The 16,374-nt window shown below is 56.4% G+C and carries 19 protein-coding genes; 7 read left to right on the forward strand and 12 right to left on the reverse strand.

Translation table 11 applies throughout. The features are described from left to right. The first annotated feature begins 16 nt into the window (after window positions 1-16). The 4 genes from MBOO_RS03135 to MBOO_RS03150 all read left to right on the forward strand — a co-directional run bounded on the left by MBOO_RS03135 (window position 17) and on the right by MBOO_RS03150 (window position 2,470). Window positions 17-589, forward strand: coding sequence for a DUF2179 domain-containing protein (locus MBOO_RS03135; RefSeq protein ID WP_012106144.1), 573 nt, complete (start codon window positions 17-19; stop codon window positions 587-589). Between the two features lie 72 nt (window positions 590-661). Next, the gene (msrB, locus tag MBOO_RS03140) at window positions 662-1,153 is read left to right on the forward strand and encodes a peptide-methionine (R)-S-oxide reductase MsrB (RefSeq protein ID WP_012106145.1); all 492 of its coding nucleotides are present in this window, start codon (window positions 662-664) and stop codon (window positions 1,151-1,153) included. Window positions 1,154-1,248: 95 nt separating this feature from the next. Further along, complete coding sequence (locus tag MBOO_RS03145; protein ID WP_012106146.1) at window positions 1,249-1,806, forward strand: manganese efflux pump MntP; 558 nt, start codon at window positions 1,249-1,251, stop codon at window positions 1,804-1,806. 82 nt (window positions 1,807-1,888) lie between these two features. Beyond that, on the forward strand, window positions 1,889-2,470 hold the full coding sequence (locus MBOO_RS03150; protein ID WP_157677577.1) for a ribonuclease III domain-containing protein: 582 nt from the start codon (window positions 1,889-1,891) through the stop codon (window positions 2,468-2,470). On the opposite strand, the gene MBOO_RS03155 is transcribed toward MBOO_RS03150, so the two are convergent. After that, window positions 2,391-3,500 carry a CorA family divalent cation transporter gene (locus MBOO_RS03155; protein ID WP_232385620.1) on the reverse strand — a complete coding sequence of 370 codons (1,110 nt, stop codon included), beginning with the start codon at window positions 3,498-3,500 and terminating at the stop codon, window positions 2,391-2,393. The genes MBOO_RS03150 and MBOO_RS03155 overlap by 80 nt on opposite strands. 81 nt (window positions 3,501-3,581) lie before the next feature. On the opposite strand from MBOO_RS03155, the gene MBOO_RS03160 reads away from it, so the two are divergent. Further along, entirely contained in the window at window positions 3,582-4,154 is a 573-nt protein-coding gene (locus MBOO_RS03160) for a redoxin domain-containing protein (RefSeq protein ID WP_232385621.1), read from the forward strand. 59 nt (window positions 4,155-4,213) lie between these two features. On the opposite strand, the gene MBOO_RS03165 is transcribed toward MBOO_RS03160, so the two are convergent. From MBOO_RS03165 to MBOO_RS03195, 7 genes are all read right to left on the reverse strand, one after another. Continuing rightward, the gene (locus MBOO_RS03165; protein WP_048068241.1) at window positions 4,214-4,675 is read right to left on the reverse strand and encodes a hypothetical protein; all 462 of its coding nucleotides are present in this window, start codon (window positions 4,673-4,675) and stop codon (window positions 4,214-4,216) included. A gap of 95 nt (window positions 4,676-4,770) precedes the next feature. After that, on the reverse strand, window positions 4,771-6,693 hold the full coding sequence (locus tag MBOO_RS03170) for an agmatine deiminase family protein (protein WP_012106151.1): 1,923 nt from the start codon (window positions 6,691-6,693) through the stop codon (window positions 4,771-4,773). 147 nt (window positions 6,694-6,840) lie between these two features. Further along, complete coding sequence (locus tag MBOO_RS03175) at window positions 6,841-7,950, reverse strand: ABC transporter permease (RefSeq protein WP_012106152.1); 1,110 nt, start codon at window positions 7,948-7,950, stop codon at window positions 6,841-6,843. Then, window positions 7,947-9,071 carry an ATP-binding cassette domain-containing protein gene (locus MBOO_RS03180; protein ID WP_012106153.1) on the reverse strand — a complete coding sequence of 375 codons (1,125 nt, stop codon included), beginning with the start codon at window positions 9,069-9,071 and terminating at the stop codon, window positions 7,947-7,949. The genes MBOO_RS03175 and MBOO_RS03180 overlap by 4 nt, the downstream gene beginning before the upstream one ends. A 5-nt stretch (window positions 9,072-9,076) precedes the next feature. After that, entirely contained in the window at window positions 9,077-9,520 is a 444-nt protein-coding gene (locus MBOO_RS03185) for a MarR family winged helix-turn-helix transcriptional regulator (RefSeq protein ID WP_012106154.1), read from the reverse strand. A gap of 149 nt (window positions 9,521-9,669) precedes the next feature. Further along, on the reverse strand, window positions 9,670-10,302 hold the full coding sequence (locus MBOO_RS03190) for a LysE family translocator (RefSeq protein WP_012106155.1): 633 nt from the start codon (window positions 10,300-10,302) through the stop codon (window positions 9,670-9,672). 159 nt (window positions 10,303-10,461) lie between these two features. Further along, a complete protein-coding gene (locus MBOO_RS03195) occupies window positions 10,462-10,710 on the reverse strand; it encodes a hypothetical protein (protein WP_012106156.1) in 249 nt (82 codons plus the stop codon). Window positions 10,711-10,858: 148 nt separating this feature from the next. On the opposite strand from MBOO_RS03195, the gene MBOO_RS03200 reads away from it, so the two are divergent. Both MBOO_RS03200 and MBOO_RS03205 read left to right on the forward strand, forming a co-directional pair. Beyond that, window positions 10,859-11,926, forward strand: a complete 1,068-nt coding sequence (locus tag MBOO_RS03200) for a hypothetical protein (protein ID WP_012106157.1) — start codon at window positions 10,859-10,861, stop codon at window positions 11,924-11,926. Window positions 11,927-12,453: 527 nt separating this feature from the next. Next, entirely contained in the window at window positions 12,454-13,047 is a 594-nt protein-coding gene (locus tag MBOO_RS03205; protein ID WP_232385622.1) for a TspO/MBR family protein, read from the forward strand. Window positions 13,048-13,167: 120 nt separating this feature from the next. Here MBOO_RS03205 and MBOO_RS13770 read toward each other — a convergent pair whose 3' ends face one another. The 4 genes from MBOO_RS13770 to MBOO_RS03220 all read right to left on the reverse strand — a co-directional run bounded on the left by MBOO_RS13770 (window position 13,168) and on the right by MBOO_RS03220 (window position 16,213). Then, window positions 13,168-13,329, reverse strand: coding sequence for a hypothetical protein (locus tag MBOO_RS13770; RefSeq protein ID WP_157677578.1), 162 nt, complete (start codon window positions 13,327-13,329; stop codon window positions 13,168-13,170). Window positions 13,330-13,423: 94 nt separating this feature from the next. Continuing rightward, window positions 13,424-13,819, reverse strand: a complete 396-nt coding sequence (gene eif1A, locus MBOO_RS03210) for a translation initiation factor eIF-1A (RefSeq protein WP_012106160.1) — start codon at window positions 13,817-13,819, stop codon at window positions 13,424-13,426. Window positions 13,820-13,870: 51 nt separating this feature from the next. Beyond that, a complete protein-coding gene (dinB, locus tag MBOO_RS03215) occupies window positions 13,871-14,968 on the reverse strand; it encodes a DNA polymerase IV (protein ID WP_012106161.1) in 1,098 nt (365 codons plus the stop codon). A gap of 33 nt (window positions 14,969-15,001) precedes the next feature. Then, window positions 15,002-16,213: an Nre family DNA repair protein gene (locus MBOO_RS03220; RefSeq protein ID WP_198324443.1), complete on the reverse strand. Its 1,212-nt coding sequence runs from the start codon at window positions 16,211-16,213 to the stop codon at window positions 15,002-15,004. Window positions 16,214-16,374 lie beyond the last annotated feature (161 nt).

A 16,374-nucleotide genomic window follows, 5' to 3' on the forward strand; every position in this document is an offset into this window, starting at 1 on the left:
TGGTTAGGAACGACGCATGGATATTGGTACCTTTTGGTCAGTAGCCGCGATACCCCTCCTCATCCTTGTAGCCCGGATCGCCGAGGCAAGCCTTGAATCAGTCAGGACAATCTACATCAGCAAAGGCCATGCGAACCTCGCAGCATATGTCGGCATCGTTAAGACGGGGATCTGGCTGATCTCCACCGGCCTTGTGCTCACCGACCTGATGCAGTTCTGGAACCTTTTTGCGTACCTTGCCGGCTACGGCATGGGGACGGTGCTGGGTATGGAAATCGAGAACCTTATCTCGATCGGGTACGTGATTGTCCGACTCATTACCCCCTCCGATCCGCAGGCGCTCATGTCCCGCCTCTCCACGCTGGGGTATGGCATGACCCGGATCGAGGGCACCGGCAGTTTTTCCGGTTCGGTCAGCATCATCTTTATGATCGTACCGAGAAAGGAGCTCTCCCGCCTGCTCTCTATTATATCCCGGGAATACCCGGACCTCCTCTATACTATCGAGGATGTGCGGAATATCAAGGACGGGGCACGGATCTTTTACCAGGACCCCAAACGCCGGATCCTCAGTTTCTTTGGGATGTAAACAGATCAATGTCACGACCGGAGGGTCTATCATTCCCGCCTCCCTTTACCTGCCTAAAGGCAGGAATCCCGTATGATACAGAATACGCCAAAGACAGAAGGCGGGGCAGGAGTTGTGCCGATCTTTGATCCAGAGACCGGCCGCGTGGAAGAACGGACGGTCATCCAGAAAACCGATGCTGAATGGCAGGCGCAGCTGACCCCGGAACAGTTCTCGGTTGCGCGAAAACAGGGAACGGAGTATGCGTTCACCGGGAAATACCATGACTGCAAGGCGCCCGGCACGTACTGCTGTGCCTGCTGCGGCACACCGCTCTTCTCCTCGGACACCAAGTTTGATTCCGGTACCGGCTGGCCGAGTTTTTCTGCACCGGTATCGCCCCTTAATGTCCGTACCCATACCGACCGGTCCAACGGCATGGTCCGGACGGAGGTGCTTTGCGCACGGTGCAGGGCACATCTGGGGCACGTCTTTGACGATGGCCCAAAGCCAACCGGCAAGCGCTACTGCATGAACTCGGCGGCGCTGGATCTCCACGTGGCACCCGGTGAAAAGACATGCTGATTCCAGTGTACCGTGCACTCGGTACTATTGTGTTTAAGGGCCCCGTCTGCCCCAGCCTTTATGAGACGCTCCATCCCAGTTCTTAACCGTAGTACATGGATCTTCTCACCAGCAGCCTTATCGGGATCGGGCTCTCGATGGACTGTTTTGCCGTCGCTCTTGCGATCGGGACATCAGAACGCCTGCCTCTGGTCAGATCCGCCTTGGTCATTGCCGCAAGTTTTGGCATTTTCCAGGCCGGGATGACCATTGCCGGCTGGATTGCCGGTGCATCCCTGTACACGGAAATATCCTCCTACGGTTCCTGGATTGCGTTCCTGCTGCTTGCCGGTATCGGAATAAAGATGATTTATGATGGTATCAGGGAGGAACATGAGCCAACCCTCTCCGGTCTCCACGCAATCCCGGTTATCCTCCTGTCCCTTGCCACCAGTATCGATGCGTTTGCTGCCGGGGTCTCGTTTGGGGTGCTCGGAAGTACCGTCCTCATGCCGGCGCTTGCAATAGGTCTCGTCTGTTTTGTCGTCTCCTGTGCCGGCGTATTCTGCGGTATGCGGCTTGAGAAGCTTCTCGGAAACAGGACGGAAATATTCGGTGGCGTGATTCTCATCCTGATCGGTATCCAGATCCTTACAGATATCCTGCCCCTATAGATGCCGGTGTATCGGTATCCCTGTGGGCTCCATTTCGTCCGCGGTATTTATATCGTTATTTCGCGGACGATGAATGAAGAGCATGGAAAAAAAGGAGAACCTGGCAGAACTGGAGCGTATCATCGGGTACCATTTTTTCGAGCAGCAGCACCTGATCCGGGCGCTCACCCACTCCGCGTACGCAAACGAGGTGATCCAGAAAAACCGGATCTGCCTGACCCAGGATGCCTACAGCACGCTTGGCGATGCCGTGCTCAAGACCAGCCTGATCCTGTTTTTGATGGAAAAAGGGCTCCAGGAGAAGGGCGCAATCACCCGGGCAAAGGAGCAGCTCGAAGATAACGCAAGCCTTGCACAGATCGGCCGGCGCCTGAAGATCCGGCGGTTTGTCCGGCTGGGCCGGGGGGAAAAGGATCTCTGGAAATCGGGCGAGGATACAATCCTTGCCGATACCGTGGAGGCCATTATCGGTGCTGTCTATCTGGACAGCGACGCCAGCCTTGGCGTGGTCCGGCAGTGCATCGGGGCATGGCTCGAACCCGAGCTGGCCCGGGTCCGGCGGGAAGAGCCTCCGCGGGAGAAGGTCAGAGTTCCTCCTTTCTCGATCTCCAGACGTGCACGACCCAGAGGAACGAAACGGCGGTCGCAACAATCGTCGAAGTAGCCAGGAGCGGAATGTACCACCACTGGGCGGCCATCTGCCCGCCCATGACGCCGCTGCCGGCTATTGTGGCTATGGTATTTGGCACCAGGAACGCTGTGCCAAGGACAGTAAGATAGGCAGTAACGAGAGCGAACCGGTTGTTGAGGCTCTGGAGCTGGTTGTTGTAGATGCTCTGCATCACTTCAAGTCCTGATGCAAGGACATTGGACATCTGTTCCGATAACTCGATGTGGCGTTCTATATTGTCTGAAAGGATCCCGATCCTTCCCAGCAGCTTCTCGTCGTTGGTGATCAGGTCTGCATCACCGTACTGGAGCGAGTTTATCACGTCTTTTGTGGCCCAGAGCACGTTGAGGTAATCGATCAGCACGTGCTTCATCCGGTAGATCCGGTGGGCGATCTGCCGTTTTGCAATGTTTTCTTCGATCAGGGATTTGCTGATCGCATCCCCATGCATCTCGATCTCCCGGAGGTACTCGAAGTTCCGGTCATTGTTCTCGTCAATGATCCGTTCGAGCATGAGGGTGATCTTGTCGCAGGTGCATGCGGAGCTGATGCGCTTGAAGAATGGCTGGGCATATCGGGAGAACCGGAGCAGGCGGTTGATATCCTCGGAATGGACGGTCAGGATAAAATTTTCCCGGATCAGGACAAAGAGCGGGTGGACCGTCATATTGTCGTTTTTCATGGTCACCGAGGGGAGCATAATCCCCAGCTCTGTATCGTAGTCCTCGTAGGCCGAGTAAAACCCGGTCGAGAGCTTGGGGATTGGGAGCTTGGAGAAGCCAGCCTGCTGAGCGATCCTTTCTATCTCCCCGGCGTCGTCTTTGGTGCTGTAATCGATCCAGGCAATGCTCGCCTCGGGAAGAGCGGCAAAATACTCTTCCAGCGGACGGTCGATAAGCCGGTCAATCCGGCCGTCCCTGGTGAGAATAATGCAGAAGTTAAGCGGGCCGGGGCTCATGGCCTGCGGGGATGGTTCTTTTTGGGTATCCTGCGGTTCTTCGGATGGTGTGCCTTGTTCCGGCATAAATGGCATCTCCTGTGTCTCTCCGGTGAGATCCGGAGCATATCTGTGCTGTTTTCTTATTGCAATCCGGCGGGGATAAACATGCCCGCGGGCCGGGGGCAGGGTACTTCCGCGATGCGAACGCTCATATCCCATGGGGTAGATTCCCCCTATACAGGTGACATGATGGAGCAGCAGCAACTGATCAGGACCGGCGATCCGGCGCGGAATTTCGAACTTAAAGACCAGAACGATAGCACGTTCGATCTCTTCGAACAGTCCGGGAAAAAAGTCCTCCTCTCCTTCCATCCCCTTGCATGGACGCCCTACTGCTCCGCCCAGATGAAATCGCTTGAGGAGAACCGGGATATCCTTGCCTCGCTTGGCACCATGGCAGTCGGGCTCAGCGTTGATACCGTTCCCTGCAAGAAGGCCTGGGCCGAGAACCTGGGGATCACCCACACGCCCCTGCTCTGCGATTTCTGGCCCCACGGCCATGTTGCCATGACCTACGGGATCTTCCGGGATGCAAACGGGTTCTCTGAGCGGGCCAATATTATCATCGATGAGAACCGGAAGGTTACCTTTGTAAAGATCTATCCGCTTCACAGCGTTCCCGATATCCAGGAGATCATCACGTTCCTTCAGCATCCAACGAACTTACGGGCGTCTTGACAGGGGTTCCAGCGGTATGTCGTGTCGGGGGAGTAAGTAGTTTTCCGCGCTTCCCGTTTTCATCCGGAAACCTCGTCTGTGGAACTTGGGATTTGCAGACCCCTTTCCATAATTCTCATATCTCCCGGCATCCAATGCTCCCGTATGACTCCGCACTTCTCGTTAAAACGGATCCTGTTATGCACTCTTGTTCTGGCCTTGGCAGTTGCGATGCCTGTATCGGCAATGGTTGGATCTATAGCCAACGCACCGGTTCCAACCGCAACGACAAATGCCACGTCCATCTCTTCGGTGACCACAACGGTAACAACGGCTTCTTCAACAACGGTACCCTTGGCAACAACCGCGGCGGCCGGCACGGCTGCGCTCTCGGTAAACGGTACCCCTGCCACGGTTCCCCCGACCACGATCCCGACTACTTCAATTACCGCTAGCGCGCAACCAACTCTGCAGGCCGCTTCCTCCTCCTCACCTGAGGCAACCCCGACAACCACGCAGTCGCCGGTCTTTGTCCCAACCATTCTTGCTGGTATTGGCATTGCCGGACTGTGTGTTCTCCTGATGCGGCGGCACTGAAGGGTTTTTAAAATCCCCTTTACGGCATGAACCGGAAAACTTATGTCCGGGGCTGCTGCTGGGTGGCGCAATGGAAGGTTCCATACCCTTCCACCATGGCCCGGGCATTTACTCCCATGACCGTCCGGTCCGGGAAAAGTTCCTGGAGGATCCGGAGCGCTTCTTTGTCCTGGGGATCATCAAAGACCGGGACAATGACCACGGTATTGCCGATGTAGAAATTCGTGTAACTGGCCGGGCACCGGTCTTCCTCGCTCATTACCGGGGCCGGCATGGGGAGTTTTATAATAGTAAAGGGGTTGCCTTCCTGGTCAGTTGCAGCCCGGAGGATCTCGTAATTCTCGTTGAGTGCAGCGTAATTTTCATCCTTCGGGTTTTCCTCATAGGCACAGACGATCGTGGTGGGAGAGACAAACCGGGCAATATCATCAACATGCCCGTCCGTATCATCGCCGGCCACTCCCCGGTTGAGCCAGAGGATCTTTACTACGCCAAGGTATTCTTTGAGATATTCCTCGATCTCGTCTTTGGTGAGCTCCGGGTTCCGGTTCCGGTTTAAGAGGCAGGCCTGCGTGGTCAGCACCGTGCCCCGCCCGTTGGTATCGATCGATCCTCCTTCAAGGATAATGCCCGGTGTAAAGACGGGCAGGCCAAGCCACCGGTTCATGTCATCGGGAACATGCCCGTCAGCGATCTGGTCCGGGTATTTCTCTCCCCAGGCATTGAACCTCCAGTGCACCATTGCCGACCGTTTCAGCGCCGGGTTTACCACGAACGTCGGGCCATAATCGCGGATCCAGACATCGGCATACTGGATCGTCCGCAGCGTCACCCGGGACAGGTCTACCCCGGCAGTACGGAGGCGTGCCTTTACCATCCTGTTTGCCATGGGTGTGGGAACAAAGAGTTCCACCCGTTCCGAAGGGGCTATCCCGGCAATGAACCGGATGTATGCCTCCTCAACCCTGTCAAGGTCGGGAAAGGTGAATTTGTTGTGCGGCCACGAGAGCCAGACTGCCTCATGCGGTTCCCATTCGGCGGGCATGGAATACCCCAGCTTTCTCGGCGTATCCCCTTTGCGGGGAATGGGTGCCGTTGCATCGTGTTCAGGTACCCGTGCGCAGACGGCGCCATACGTGTCCGGGCGGCGGTTCCGGAAAAATCCCCAGGAGTCTCGGATCGATTCATTTAGCTCCAGGTCTGCCGTAGCCGTGATCGTTTCGTTTGCATCGCCGGCCCGGGCCAGCACTTTCCCAAATGCGTCGCAGATAAAGGATCCCCCGAAAAACCGGATGTTTCCTTCCCCGCCGGCACGGTTGACAGCGGCAATATGCACGCTGTTTGCTATAGCATGGCTGCGCTGGATGATCTCCCATGCCTCCTGCCAGTCCCCTTCGGAGGGTTGTTCGGTGCAGGGATTCCCTATCGCCGTCGGGTAGAAGATGATCTCCGCACCCTCAAGGGAGACGCACCGTGCCGCTTCGGGGAACCACTGGTCGTAGCAGATAAGAACGGCGATCTTCCCGTACCGGGTGGCATGCACGGCATAGTGGTTGCCGGGATAGAAATACCCTTTTTCAAAGAATTTCGGGTCCTGAGGGATATGGACCTTGTAATAGGGCGCATGGAGACTGCCGTCGGCATCGATAACAACTGCCGCGTTCTCCAGGTGACCCAGGGGAGATCGTTCAAAGACCGGGACAATGATAACTGCCTTGTACTCCTTTGCAATCCGGGTAAATACGTCAGTTGATTCGCCGGGGATCGTCTCTGCAAGCGATTGTACGGGAGTGCCGATCTGCTGGGGAAAGTACCGGGTACGGAAGAGTTCGGGAAGGCAGATAAATTGTGCCCCGTTTTGCGCCGCTTTTTCCACACGCTCACGTGCCTCGTTGAGGTTCCTGTCCGGATCCGGTCCGATCTCCATCTGGATGAGTGCAATGGTACGGGTAGTCTCTGGCATGCGCGCAAATGTCCCTGCTCTAATGGGTTATTTCTCCAGCGATATCAGGTTATCCAAATTCTGTCGGACAGCTGCCCGGGATCCGTTGGACTCCCTCCAATAACCGGCCCTGCATCAACAGCCAAAAAAAAAGAGGATGATGGGGCCTTATTCCAGCGTGCGCCGGTAAGTGACAACGCCAAGGATGATCATGGCGGTCGAAAAGATCAGGAGGGCAATAAGATCGATCCCGATCACGTTGAGTCCCTGGTTCCTGAGGATGATGCTCCGCAGAGCATTGACCCCGTAATATTCCGGATTGATGGTGGTAATCCAGCGCAGCCAGCCCGGCATGCCGGTCACTGGGTAGAATGCGCCCGAGGTCATGAAAAGGATCAGGTTGAGGAAGACAATGACCGACTGGTACTCCTGCTGGGCCGAGAACCGGGAGGCAAAGGAGACCACAAGGCTTGTCACTCCCACGCAGGCAATGAAGATCACGAGCAGGACCAGCAGGAAATCCTGGAAACTCTGGAGGATGATACCCGTGACCAGCAGGTCTATCCAGAAGATGGTAAAGCCCGCAACAAATGCCCGTACGGTGCCGCTGGCAATGATCCCCACGACGATACTGGAGCGTTTGATCGGGGTGACCAGGTATCCCTCGTGGATACCGTTCTCCCGGTCCCTGATGAGTGCGAGCCCGCCGCCAAATGAGGTTGCGGAGAAGATCGCCATCATGATTACGCCCACGCCAAAGAACTGGATATACTTGATATCACCGTAGATTTTATCGACAGTAATCGGGTTATTTGCCCCAAGGCCCTGCAGGACCGATGTCACTGCCTCTTCAACGAGCGAGGGGGTCACAGAATCGGAACTGTCCACGTACAGCCGTACTGCGTTATCGTTTGAGACAGAAGCGGGAAATACGACTACTGCCGATATTTTCCCGTTCGCCAAATCCTGTTTGGCCTGGACTTCATCGGTATATACGGTGACATCCAGCAGTTTTTCTGCATCGTTATTACTTCCCTGGCTGATGTGGTTGAGCTGGTATGCGGCACTGGTAAAGAGCGGCGTATCGTTATACGGTGGAACTTCCTGAACTACCCCCACCGGGATGTGGGTGAGGGTTCCTCCCATCGCGTTCCCGAAGACCACCAGGTACATGATGGGCATAAGGAGCGTCATCATGATGATGAACGGGTTACTCAGAAATTTCTTGATGTCCCGCCGGAATATGGCAATGGCGCTCTTGAGTATCCCGGGCATCATGGCCCTCGCCTCCTGCCGCCGGGGCCGGCCGCATCATTCTCTTCCCCGCTGCCGTTATCCAGGCCCTTTCCCGTCAGGTAGATGAAGATATCCTCAAGCGAGGGGGACCGGATCGAAATAGAGATCACCGGTATCCGGTACTTATCAAATACGCCGAGGATGGAAAGTATTGCCTGGCTGCCGTTTGTTGCCGAGATCGTCACGTTGTGCTCCACAACCGTTACTGCATTGACCAGATCGAGCGTGCGGATCTCTTCTTCTGCAAGGGGATCCATGTGATCGATACTGATTTCGATGAGGTCGCCAGCGGGGATCAGCTTCCTGAGGTTTTCCATGGTATCCAGGGCGATCAGTTTGCCGCGCTCCACAAACGCGATACGGCCGCAGAGTTTTTCAGCCTCATCCATGTAATGGGTGGTAAGGATGATCGTGGTGTTCTCCCGGTTGAGCATCATGATCTGCTGCCAGACCTCCCTGCGGGCCTCAGGGTCAAGACCGATGGTGGGCTCGTCCAGGAACAGGATGAGCGGGCGGTGGATGAATGCCCGGACAATCTCGAGCTTGCGTTTCATTCCTCCCGAGAATGTGGCGACCGGCATGTAGGCCCGGTCGGCAAGGCCGGCCATGGTCAGAAGTTCCATGATCCGGGCCGGCAGGGTGCTGTCCGGGACGTTCTGGAGTTTTCCGTAGAATTCGAGATTGTCGTATGCGGTTAATTCCAGGTCGCTTGTATAGTTCTGGGGACAGACGCCAATGATAGCCCGGATGCTCTCCGGATCTCTGGTGATATCGTAATTATTGACAAATGCCTGGCCGGAGGTCGGGGCTAGCAGGGTTGTGAGGATCCGGATAAGCGTACTCTTCCCGGCCCCGTTTGATCCAAGCAGCCCGAAGATCTCCCCGCGTTTTACCTCAAAGGAGACGTCATTTACGGCGATAACCGTTTTGATCTTGCTTTTGAAGACCTTGGAAAGGTGTTCGATGCGTATGATCTCCGAACCATCCGTGCTCACCTGGTGCACCTGCGGGTTCCCAAATGGACTTACTGATGTCCCGGTTGGGGACTCAGGGAACGCCGGCGCAGCCGGTACGAGATCTTTTTTGTGTCCAAAGAGTGGCATCGTTTTCACCCTGCCTGAAGTGATGAAAGGATCCGGTACGTATCTTCCAGCGCTGTACACAGTTTCCCGATATCGCTGTCGCTTAAGCCGGACAGGTTCTTCTTAAGATCGTTTTTGAACCAGGTGATCGATTGCCGGAGATATTTTTTCCCTTTTTCGGTTATGGCAAGCTTGATCACCCGGCGGTCGTCAGGATCCGGCCGGCGTTCCACCAGGCCGTCGGCGATCATCTGGTCGGCAAGCCTCGTCATGTAAGGCCGCGAGATATAGAGGCGGCTGCCGATCTCGGACATGGTCAGGGATCCTGCTTTCGTTAGGATCCCCAGTGTATGTACCTGGGCCAGCTGGATGCCGGCAATCGGGGGCCGGTGCCGGATCACGTTCTTGTAATACAGGGGAATGAGCGCGAGAAGTGCGTCGGCTGTGCGGTCCCGCATGTCCTGGGTCATCTGGTGTCCACTTCCTGAGGTAGTTTTGCGGTTTAATGGTTAAATAAGTGAACTATTTTGCAAGTGAATTATCCTCGCGCTGTGGCAGAACCGGGTCCGGGGGGGCCGGACCACCCCGATGGTCACTGCCCATTACCGCTCCTGCTGAGTCAGAGAATATCGCTGGTGATAAAGAGGGAGGCGATCATTACCCCCCCGAATGCCGCGATCACAAAGCCTGCGAGCCGGTTTATCAGGTGCAGGCGCTCCCGGGTCAGGTACTCCCGCATGGAGCCCAGCGTCCCGCATAAAAAGATCCACCAGCCGATCTCTCCTAAAAAGACCCCGGTGACAAAGAGCGCAGGAGTGACCCCGGTAGTCCCGCTGAGCACCACGCCAAAACCCGGTATAATGATGGTAAAAAAAACGATGGTGAGCGGGTTTGCAAGCGTGATGGCAAGCATCGTGGAATAATCCGTGATAAAGGACTCGCTTTCCGGTGCAGGGGAAATCTCCGGGGGCCCGGCAAGGAAGATCTTAATGCCCACCACAATAAGGGCAAGCCCGCCAAACAGGCGGAAGAACCACTGGCGGGCAAGCAGGAAATCGGAGATGAGGGCGAGGCCAAAGGCAGTTACGGCTGCATAAATGGTATCGGCAGTGGCAATACCCAGCCCCGACGCAATGCCGTGCAGGCGCCCGTAGGCAAGCGAACGCTGGATGCAGACAAACGCGATGGGCCCGACCGGCGCCGCAAGCGCAATACCGATGATAATGCCATTAATAAATGCCCCGGTCTCCACGTGCCTGCCCTCTTGGTGCGATCCTTGCGGGTTACCGCATGTACCGTTACCTGTTGCATGTCCGGTCTCATCAATCTGTCACTCCGGGGTCGGGCGTTCTTTTCCCGGCCAACCAGCATCCGGAACCGGTGAAAAAAAAGTGCTACGGAAAAAAGGGGGTTAGTTCAGGAGGAAGCGCCACGCAAGTCCGGTGATACAGATTGCAGAACAGGCAATGACCAGTACGATATTGAGTTTTTTTTCGCGGTTGGTCATATCAGCCCAGCTGGGCCGCTGCAGCTTTGCGAGGTACCCGATAAAGATGCCTATTGCCGTACCTGCCATGAGCCCGATAACCGTGACCATGCCAACAGACAAAAAATCCGTGTACATTCCCATCTCTCCATCGTTGGTTTGTGCTGCCGGCATATAAAGCACCCCGGGGCGGGACAAACCGGGTAACTTCCTCACCTGTAACCTCCCGGGCCGGTCTGCACAAGAGCGATATAAGGTTTTATCGTGCTTCGGGAACAATGGTACTGCCATATCGCGAATCTTTCATACGGAGGCGCGAAGCATGATTTCACTCCGGTTTTACCGCATCTATGATATCGGTCGGGAGATCGATATCGACTGGCTGGAAAAGTCCCTTGCCCGGAATTATTTTACTGCCCGTACCAGTTTTGTCCGGGTCAAGCCCAAGTCCATTATGATCGAGTCGTCCCCGCTCCTGATCCGCATGCTGCCGGTCACGGTGGAACGGGAAGGGCGCTCGTACGAGTTCTCCGCAGTTGCCCGTGTCTATGATATCGGCGTCATCAGCCTCTGTTTCATCTACGATGACGAGCAGGCAGATCACCGGGAACTCGAGGAGATCGCGTTCCGGTTTGCCGGCCAGGAAGGGCTCTCGGATTTCTTCCTCCAGTACCTCAATACACTCGGGGAGATCATCAAGCCGCATATCAAGAATTTCGCGATTGATCCGGACTTTTACGAGGATTACACGATCTACGTGACCGACCGGCGGGACGACACCATCGACCCGGTGCCGCTCCTGCTGGGGGACCGGACCTGTGTCTCGCCCCAGATCCGGGAGGATATCATAAAGAATTCCCTCAGTTATTCAAACGAGGATCTTGCCGTGATCTCGTGGGATTCTGCCCTGCTGTGCGGCCCCGAGAGCCCGACCGATATTATCGATCTCATCGAGTTTGCAAACGTGCAGGTGCTCGAACTCCGGTACTATGACCGGGAGCTGACCCGTGAGATGGCGCGGATGTACGACGATATCGAGCATGCGGACCGGTTGTCCTGGTTTAACCGGGGCGGCCAGTACCATGCCATCATGAAACACCAGATGAAAACGTCCGCGGAGATCTCGGAGACGATCGAGAAGGTTGACAACCTGATCAAGGTGACCGAGGATGTCTATTATGCCCGTGTCTATGCAGCAGCCCTGAAGATCCTGCGAAGTGGCCAGTGGAGCGAGAGCGTGAGCCGGAAGATCGACGTGATCCGGGAGAACTACTCGATGCTCTCCGATGAGGTCAGGATCCAGCACTCCCATTTCCTTGAGTGGGTGGTGATCCTGCTTATTGCCTTTGAGATCGTGGTGATGCTCTGGGAGCGGGTATTCGCGGGATAACGGCCCGGACGCTTTCTTTTTTGTATGCGGGATGCGCGGTCCCTAAAAAATATTTTTATGGAGCCGAAAAACCGGAAGGGAGCCGGCTTTCTCTAACTCTCAACGATTATACGTCCATACCTCATTGCACGGACGTGCAGTATGCCTTGATCCCTGTCTCGTTTGCTCCCAGACATGAGGGGGGTAGTTCCCCTTCACAATAGATCAAGGGGGTCCGGCTTTTTTTGTGCTGACCCCCCCAATGGAGAGGAGGGGGGTATTTTCGATCCGCGAATTTCTCAAGCGACTCCCCTTTTTGATCATGGTAAGGGAGTCCCCCTGATTATGGTGTAAAGGGGGATCCCCGATCCCCTCTCGCCTGATCCTTCAGTGGAAACGTAGGTTATGGAACTGGAATATGCAAAGTGGGTCCCCTTTTGCATGGGTTCAAGGGGGTCCGGCCATTTTTTTGCGAGAACCCCACATGGGGGGAGGGGTGTGATCTATTTTTTTAAAGGAGGAGTCCCTGATCGTGATGGTGGGTGGGGGTGGCTGATCCTGCTGAGGGGGATGAGGAACCCCTCCCCCTATTTGCGCTCCGCCCGGCCCCTGCCCCCACCGGCATCTTCATTATTCCGGTCAGCCATCATTCACCCATGAATATGCCCCGGTCCCGCACCGCCATCCTCTTTATCGCCTGCATTGCCCTCCCCCTCATCGTAGGGGTTGCAGGCTCCGTATTTACGGTCGGCAGCATTGCCGGCTGGTATGTCGGGCTCAATAAACCCGTCTTTACCCCGCCGGCCTGGGTTTTTGCCCCGGCCTGGACTGTCCTGTATATTCTCATGGGATGCGCCCTCTTTTTTGTCGTAAAAGAAGGGACGGGGACATCCCTTGCCCGGCAGGGCCTCATCCTCTTTTTCGCCCAGCTTGCCCTCAACTTTGGCTGGTCGCTGGTCTTCTTTGGCATTCACGCCGTTGCCGCTGCGCTTGCCGTGCTCCTGCTCCTCATTGTCCTTATCGCAGCAACAACGCTTGTCTTCCGGCGCATCTCGGTGCCGGCCGCATGGCTCCTTGTCCCGTATCTTGTCTGGTGCTGCTTTGCCGCAAGCTTAAATGCCGGCATCCTGCTGCTCAACTGACCAATCAGCTGCGCTAAATGGAGACTTCCTTAAAAACAGATGCGCACTGCCGGAAACGGATACGCCGGCCGGGCAGGGGGAACGGCAGCAAATGAAACGATACCGTTGCAGACTGCCCGCCTAGGGCTCGCGCGGATGCGGGGATTTGACGCCGCAGAGCTGGCCGGTTGCAGAAATGTCATATGAAGCAAGGAGTTTTTCGTCGGTGATATCGGTCTCCTTTATTCCGATGCGGGTCAGCTTATCCCGAATCCTGCGGATCTTGTTCTCGTTAGTCTGCATGTACATACTCTGTGCTGCCTGACTCCAAAAAGGAATGTTACGCGGTAAAGTACGGCAGCTTTAAAAAAAAAGCCGTAAATCGGGAAAAAAAGGTTCAGAGGTACCGGTTCTTCCGGAGCCAGTCTACCTGGGGCGGGAGGTACCGGTAGATAATATCGCACTTGTCGTCCTGGAAGTTCCAGGGGACAATAATCAGGGTATCCCCTTCCCGGATCCAGACACGCTTTTTTATCTTCCCCTTGATCCGGCCCATCCGGGTAACCCCGTCAAAGCACCGCACCCGGATATGGTTTGCTCCCATCATCAGGTCGGCAGAGCCGAACATCTCGTTGTTCCATTTCTTGGGCAGCCGGACACGGACCACAGGCGTACCGTCGGGATTTACGGCTCCCGTCTCTTCAAAGCCGGTATCGGCTTTTTTCTTGTTATTATCGGTGATGCCACCAACTCCGTGTATATAAACGTCGTTGCAAATAATTAACATATCCATCCGTGCCCCTGCATCCATGCGGCATGTACACGTATGCGTGTTTTTTTCCCGTCACCGACACGAGCCAAAGAGGGTTTGCTGCCGGGAGTCCTGGTGTCTCAGGGTGGAGAGCCTCAGGCCGAGCCTGCGGATCGGTTTTCCGTCCCAGAGCTCGCGGAGCAGTTCGCCGGCAGCGGCGCGGATCGCGGCCTCGTCGTTGTGGTAGTGGAGGAGGGATCTTGCTTTTGTCTTTGAGACAAACCCTGCGTACCTGACCCGGATCGTGACGGTCTTAAACTGCAGTGCCTCGTCGGCAATCGCCTGCGCTACTTCGCGGACAAGGAGTTCCATGGTGGCGGCAATCTCTTTTGGATCCTCGGTATCGTTCGCAAAGGTGGTCTCTTTTGAGATGGATTTGACCCCGTCGCGCTCGACCACCTCGCTGTTATCGTGACCAAGCGCTGCCTCCCGGAGCAGGCCCGCTGACCTCCCGAATGCCCCGACAAGGACCTGGATATCGCAGGTGGCAAGGTTGCCAATCGTTGTAATCCCGAGCGCTTCAATCTGCGCCCCGGTCTTTCCCCCGATCCCGGGGATTTTCCGGATCGGGAGCGGCGCGAGGAAATCCCGGGCCGAATCTGGTGTTACAACGGTCATACCGTCGGGCTTCTGGTGCCCCGAGGCGATCTTTGCCACGATCTTTGACGGGGCAACCCCAAGCGAACAGGTGATCCCGACCCGATCCCGTATTGTCTGCTTGAGCCGGACCGCCAGATCCCGTGCCGTATCAAAGCTCCTGACCGGGCTGATGTCAAGGAACGCCTCATCGATACTCACCTGCTGAACCCGGTAGCCGGTCTCCTTGAAGATCCCCATGATCTCCGCGGATACTGCTGCGTACCGGGCCATGTCCGGGCGGAGGTATACTGCACCAGGGCAGAGGCGGTATGCCTGCGAGATGGGCATTGCGGATCTCACGCCAAACGCCCGGGCCTCGTACGAGGCAGTGGAGACCACGCCCCGCCCGGCCCCGCCTTGCGGATCGGCACCGACGACCACCGCTTTTCCCGCAATTTCGGGATGGTCGTGCATCTCCACGGCTGCATAGAAGCAGTCCATGTCGGCGTGCAGGACGATCCGCTGCCCTGCATCCCCCGTCTGTCCGTCCATTCACCAGACCTCCATACCCACGGCGGGGATCTCTTACCCGGTCCCCTCTGCCCCGTCTGGCAGTGACGGGACCTTCTTGTGTGGCGTAAAGTCGCTGAGCGTGCACTGCTTCTGCCGGAGGCTGTCCTGTAAAAGCGTTGTTTCGGTGACAAAGCGCTGTACGGGCAGGGTGAAGCGCTCCGCCACATGGCCGAGCGCCCCTTTGAGATCCTCGAACTCCTTGGGCGGCTCCTGCATTGCGCTCCGCACGTTCTCCCGGACATTGAAGACCCCCATCGGGACATAACCGGGCAGGGCCTCGCGCAGCACGATCACACCTGCCTGCCGCTGTTCGCGGGCGAGTTCCTCAAGCACCGCCATCTTGCAGGAATAGTAGCAACCGCCAAGCGAAGAGTAGCCGGTCTTTCGCTTGAAGCCCTCGTAATCGGAGAAGACGTACTCCTCGTTCCCGAGCACGTGCAAAAAGGCCTCGGTCCACTCGTACTGCCACGCGGTCGGGAGGAGGATCACCGCGTACCGGTTGTTCAGGCTCGCATACTCGTACAGCCGTACGGTATCGATTACCGGGCACTGCTTCACGTTTTTGAGCAGGTGGTCCCCGATCATCGTGTCGCATGCGGTAATTGACCAGCGGGTCGGGACAAGGTGCCGGTTCCCTCCATGGCCCATGGTCCCGGCCGAGAACGCCTTCTGGATCGTGGAGAATGCCATGCCCTGCCGGTGGAGGCCGAGGATGGCGTCCCTTGAGAGGAGATCGGTATCATAGAACACCTTTTCAAGGGAAGAGTCCCAGCGCTCTTCCTCGATCTCGAAGCGTTCGAGCGGGGCGCTGGGCCCAAAAGGTGTATGCTCCTCGGAAAACGAGAAACCGGCCGGGGTGGTCTCAAACGAGGCTTCGCTCTCGATGGAGTGTTCCGAGAGCACGATTTCCTGGAGTTTTTCCACGAACCGGTTGTCGAGGTCAAAGGCATTGTTGAGCCGTTTTCCTCTCACCAGGTTCATCCGGTACCCGATGATCTCTTCCTGCGAGCACCGGGAAATCCACTCCTCGGGCCGGTCCATGATGCCCGTGTCACCGTGCATCGGTGCGATCATCGGGCCCGCATAGATGTCCGGGTAGTTGTAGCTCCCGATAAAGACTGATGGTGGGGAACTGCCAGCCAGCTCCTTTCCCACCTCCACCGACTTCATCTGCATGGTCGCAGCGGTGAGTTGTTTTAAGTACGCCCCTTTGCCCAGGATCATGCGTTGGAGAGAGATCCGCACCGGGATATTAAATCCCTTGGTAACGCGGCATGAAAGTGAATGTCCCGGTTATGGGGACCGGACAAACCTTTATGAACGCTGCGTACGCGATCTCTTGATGTATAAACCCCGGGTACCGGGATTTTCCTGAGGTTGTTGCT

Origin of the sequence: Methanoregula boonei 6A8 (assembly GCF_000017625.1) — an archaeon.
GTDB lineage: Archaea > Halobacteriota > Methanomicrobia > Methanomicrobiales > Methanospirillaceae > Methanoregula > Methanoregula boonei.

Bases quoted from the DNA above. Each gene is read 5' to 3' on its own strand.
- MBOO_RS03165 (WP_048068241.1), bottom strand. From the start codon at position 4,675: ATGGTTGGGACAAAGACCGGCGACTGCGTGGTTGTCGGGGTTGCCTCA.
- MBOO_RS03180 (WP_012106153.1), bottom strand. From the start codon at position 9,071: ATGCCACTCTTTGGACACAAAAAAGATCTCGTACCGGCTGCGCCGGCG.
- msrB (WP_012106145.1), top strand. From the start codon at position 662: ATGATACAGAATACGCCAAAGACAGAAGGCGGGGCAGGAGTTGTGCCG.
- MBOO_RS03145 (WP_012106146.1), top strand. From the start codon at position 1,249: ATGGATCTTCTCACCAGCAGCCTTATCGGGATCGGGCTCTCGATGGAC.
- MBOO_RS13770 (WP_157677578.1), bottom strand. From the start codon at position 13,329: ATGCAGACTAACGAGAACAAGATCCGCAGGATTCGGGATAAGCTGACC.
- MBOO_RS03135 (WP_012106144.1), top strand. From the start codon at position 17: ATGGATATTGGTACCTTTTGGTCAGTAGCCGCGATACCCCTCCTCATC.
- MBOO_RS03155 (WP_232385620.1), bottom strand. From the start codon at position 3,500: ATGCCGGAACAAGGCACACCATCCGAAGAACCGCAGGATACCCAAAAA.
- MBOO_RS03150 (WP_157677577.1), top strand. From the start codon at position 1,889: ATGGAAAAAAAGGAGAACCTGGCAGAACTGGAGCGTATCATCGGGTAC.
- eif1A (WP_012106160.1), bottom strand. From the start codon at position 13,819: ATGGATATGTTAATTATTTGCAACGACGTTTATATACACGGAGTTGGT.
- MBOO_RS03160 (WP_232385621.1), top strand. From the start codon at position 3,582: ATGCCCGCGGGCCGGGGGCAGGGTACTTCCGCGATGCGAACGCTCATA.
- MBOO_RS03200 (WP_012106157.1), top strand. From the start codon at position 10,859: ATGATTTCACTCCGGTTTTACCGCATCTATGATATCGGTCGGGAGATC.
- MBOO_RS03220 (WP_198324443.1), bottom strand. From the start codon at position 16,213: ATGATCCTGGGCAAAGGGGCGTACTTAAAACAACTCACCGCTGCGACC.
- MBOO_RS03185 (WP_012106154.1), bottom strand. From the start codon at position 9,520: ATGACCCAGGACATGCGGGACCGCACAGCCGACGCACTTCTCGCGCTC.
- dinB (WP_012106161.1), bottom strand. From the start codon at position 14,968: ATGGACGGACAGACGGGGGATGCAGGGCAGCGGATCGTCCTGCACGCC.
- MBOO_RS03170 (WP_012106151.1), bottom strand. From the start codon at position 6,693: ATGCCAGAGACTACCCGTACCATTGCACTCATCCAGATGGAGATCGGA.
- MBOO_RS03175 (WP_012106152.1), bottom strand. From the start codon at position 7,950: ATGATGCCCGGGATACTCAAGAGCGCCATTGCCATATTCCGGCGGGAC.
- MBOO_RS03195 (WP_012106156.1), bottom strand. From the start codon at position 10,710: ATGCCGGCAGCACAAACCAACGATGGAGAGATGGGAATGTACACGGAT.